Origin of the sequence: Marinobacter sp. S0848L, from assembly GCF_023016065.1 — a bacterium.
Lineage (GTDB): Bacteria > Pseudomonadota > Gammaproteobacteria > Pseudomonadales > Oleiphilaceae > Marinobacter.
The window spans coordinates 1-3,695 of record NZ_JALKAQ010000021.1 but is presented as its reverse complement, the minus strand read 5'-3'; the positions used below and the strand labels follow the sequence as shown (position 1 = coordinate 3,695).

The following is a 3,695-nucleotide window of genomic DNA, read 5'->3' as shown; positions in this document are numbered from 1 at the left end:
TGACGAAGCAGGCGTTCTCGCTCATGGGTTTAGGTTGGCCGCTGGCGCGGCCAAAAAAATCACTATTGCCTATTGATTACGAGAAGGCTCATATGTGTTAAATTCACGGATTAGACTTTCCTCGATTTGAAGTGCCACTTGAGCCAGTACTGGTCCTCGAGTAAGTCCGTGATGAAGTCGTAGGAGTCGCAGTTGCTTTGAGAGTCTTCAAGATTTGCTCTTTGTTATCGGGCGTCAGCCGCCCCCTGAAGTTCGTTCCAGCTCCATCAGTCTCCACATGTAGGTGTCCATCCTTTTTCTTAGGGCGGTATTTGTCCCAAAGCCAGTTACCAAAATAACCAGTGAGGCCACCACAAAAGAACCCCCATGCGAAACCTGCAGTATTCGTGAGTAACTCCAGCCAGTTGATGGGATTATCGGGTTCGTTTTGAGACGACATGCCATTCTCCTTTACTTCTTCGGCTCAATGGCTTCTGGAATCTCCCCAAACATATCTTCGTATTCATGAACTTTTTGAGCCAACAACTTCATCAAACGCTTCGTATGGGATGGGGTCATCACAATTCGTGAGACCACCGAGTTCGACATAGCTCCCATATTCACAAAATCGATCGAAAACTCCTCTGGCGAAAACTGGGCGAACGCAGAATTACAGAAAGCTGACGCTTTTAGTTCGTCAGGCAGAAAGAGCTGAACGCCATCGACTTGTTGAGTGTTTTTATCATCTTTTTCGTTTTGACTCATAGATTACTCCTATTAATTTAACGTTTGCAGCATGCGCGCCCACGCAATGGAGCCGAAGGCGCAATGTAGTGGGCGTCGCCGTGCCTGCGCTAGTTATGTGCTGAATAGCTCATTCTCAAATTCGACGACTGACACAGTTTTGTAATCGATCCGATTTATTAGACTTGTCGCTTTCTCAATCTTTTCCCTGGGCAACTCATTCAAAAGCTGCGGAATTTTTGGATAAGTAGCGACCAGTGGATATGCATTCCGAACATCAACCACTTGAATATAGACCGTACCGCACTCCGCGGCGCAATCGAAACACCGCACCCAAGCGTAGCTGGGCACTTTAACTTCTCTGAGTTCTTTTCCACAGTCCGGACAAAACTTCACAATCTAGAATCATCCCTGAACACATAACGCGAAAACGAAGCGGCGCGTCTCACGCGTCCGCCTTACGTGACTTGTATGGATAATTTCTGCCGTGTTTGGGTAAATTGAGGCCCACCCCCAGTGGCCGCTGGGGCCTTCATGCAGCAGCTCGATGCTTGACCGGCTCCTCTGTCGAGAGACCGATAACCAGTGTGTAGCGCTGCATGACTCTCAAGCGATAACTCGAACAGTCATCGGGGCCTCGAGCCCGTATAGCAAGGCAGAGTCAGCTTATTATGAACAACACGGAAATCCAAACCCCAGTCAATGTCGGTGTCGATGTCGGTAAAGCCAATCTGGACATCGCACTTCATCCTTCCGGGCAGTTCTACACCATCCCAAATACCGAAGCGCATATTCGCCGCTTTGTCCGTATCCTCAAAAATTACGCGATCGAACGCATCGTCGTAGAAGCCTCGGGGCGGTACGAACATGCGCTGGTTCAAGCCTGCGATCAGGCTGATTTGCCCATCATAGTGGTCAATCCCATCAGTGTCCGACGCTACGCCCAGGCCATCGGCGTGCTCGCCAAAACCGACCGCATTGATGCCCAGGTCATTGCGCAATACGCCGCCACATTGAAACCCGAGATCAAGCCTATTCCCGACAAAACCTCCCAGAAGATTAAGGACTTACTGGTCAGACGTTCTCAGCTTCTGGAAATGTCCACCATGGAGAAAAACCGTCTCCAGATCTTGCCGAAATCCCTTCACCGGTCGATCAAAAGTATGCTCAGAATGCTCCAGAGCCAGATTGAAACAGTCACCCGGCAGATTGAGCAAGAGGTGGCCAAAGTGGATCAGTGGCGTACCAAAATGGAGATCATGACCAGCGTGCCTGGCGTTGGAAAAGTGCTCGCCTACACCTTCCTGAGTGAACTCCCAGAACTCGGATCACTGAACCGCAAGGAGATCGCGGCGCTTGTCGGCGTAGCGCCCATCAACCGAGACAGTGGCAAGCTCAATGGCAAACGAAGGATACGAGGTGGCCGCCACAGAGTCCGCACCGTGATGTTCATGGCCATGCTCTCATCCATCCAGTGCAACCCGGTGTTCAAACGCTTTTATGAACGCCTGAAGGCCCAGGGAAAGATCCCGAAAGTCGCCCTCATCGCCTGCATGAGAAAGATGATTGTGGTGCTCAATACCATGATCAAAAACCAGGAATCATGGCGGGGTGAAATGGCTTAATTTATAGAATTGACACCACAGTCACTGGTTAATATTGTTCTCAGCATGTTCACAATATCGACCCCATAATCCAATACCAGAGCCGGCGATAAAAAACAGGATAGCTAATGCACTAAAAAAAATATGAGCCTCATCAAACCGCCAGTGGCTATCTCCTTCAACACTCGGACCTTTCACGTGTTCTTCTATATCCTCCCATGATGGATTATATTCTTTACCACTCCTCAGGTAGTGATAGATACTGTTCAGGCGCAATTCCAAGACATGATCATCAGAATCTCGTTTACTCTGTTCTATTGAAACAAAAATAAGAAACTGAAGAAGAACGCTAGCTAAGACTAGCCCCATTCCCCATAACTCCAGTTTTTGCCATTTCTTCAATTTTCGTACCTTTCTTAATTAACGCTGCCAGCATGCGCGGCTTTGTAGTGGAGGCGAAGCCGCAACGAAAAAGGCGTCGCCGTGCCTGGCCTTGTTAAAGCTGCGCAGTATGCAGGTATGAGGCAGCTCTGCGACCTAACGCCGTTAATTCGTACGCTCTTTCCGACGGGCCCATTAGCTGGATTTGGCGCACAGCATTGTATGACTCCAGTAGTTCAAGCTCTTCGACAAGCATTAGGGTCCCATCCCAGAATGAAGGCCCCGCTTGTAATGTGCTCGCAATGTCGCTGAACCAGATAGCGTTTGCCTGCTGCTCTAACCCACCCGTTGAAATAGTCTTTTCCTGACGCGGCAGAGTGGCAATGACTGACAGAATCCTAAGCTGAGTGTGCGAAAGCTTTGATAAATGCTCCAACACGGCAAGTTTTTTGTCATCCTCAACATGCTCGTTCGAGCCGCAGACGGCAACAATATAGCCAAGATCATTAACTTTTTTGGGATCAGGCTCATAAGAAACCTCATCTGCCATCATTTTGAATGCAGCTAACGCTTCCTCTGACTCAAACCAAGACTTATTCAGACTTTCAGCTTCTATCGCTTTAAGTTGCTCAGCCAATGCTGCTAGTGCTGTTTCTATATTGCGCAAACGGATCGCGTCGGCTTTATCAAAGATTAAATGACCAAGGGCTCCCCCAACCATCGGGATAGCTGCGACAGCAGCTTTGATCCAGGTAACACCTTCGGGGAGGTGTTTGGACAAATCGTTCTTCGACACTGAACGCTCCTTTTCGCTTTAACGCTTAGGTAACCGGCACCGGAGCGCCAGCGGAGGGAACCAAAAGCAGAAAGCTTTTGGTGTCCGGTTGACCGTCTTGATACTGATTGAGCCTTCTCCCCAGCCCGGCGGTTACCCGCTAAGCTGGAAGGCGACCAAGCACTACAAGGGAGAAGACTCATGAACTTTTA

The 3,695-nt window shown here is 49.3% G+C and carries 4 protein-coding genes; 1 reads left to right on the top strand and 3 read right to left on the bottom strand.

The features are described 5' to 3' along the window. Positions 1–450: 450 nt before the first annotated feature. Entirely contained in the window at positions 451–744 is a 294-nt protein-coding gene (locus tag MWU64_RS15240) for a DUF3467 domain-containing protein (RefSeq protein ID WP_247065323.1), read from the bottom strand. 650 nt (positions 745–1,394) lie between these two features. On the opposite strand from MWU64_RS15240, the gene MWU64_RS15235 reads away from it, so the two are divergent. Continuing rightward, entirely contained in the window at positions 1,395–2,348 is a 954-nt protein-coding gene (locus tag MWU64_RS15235) for an IS110 family transposase (RefSeq protein ID WP_223133925.1), read from the top strand. 21 nt (positions 2,349–2,369) lie between these two features. Here the strand turns inward: MWU64_RS15235 and MWU64_RS15230 are convergent, their stop codons facing one another. Both MWU64_RS15230 and MWU64_RS15225 read right to left on the bottom strand, forming a co-directional pair. Further along, positions 2,370–2,729 carry a hypothetical protein gene (locus MWU64_RS15230; protein WP_247065321.1) on the bottom strand — a complete coding sequence of 120 codons (360 nt, stop codon included), beginning with the start codon at positions 2,727–2,729 and terminating at the stop codon, positions 2,370–2,372. Positions 2,730–2,823: 94 nt separating this feature from the next. After that, the gene (locus MWU64_RS15225; RefSeq protein ID WP_247065318.1) at positions 2,824–3,504 is read right to left on the bottom strand and encodes a hypothetical protein; all 681 of its coding nucleotides are present in this window, start codon (positions 3,502–3,504) and stop codon (positions 2,824–2,826) included. Between the last annotated feature and the right edge of the window lie 191 nt (positions 3,505–3,695).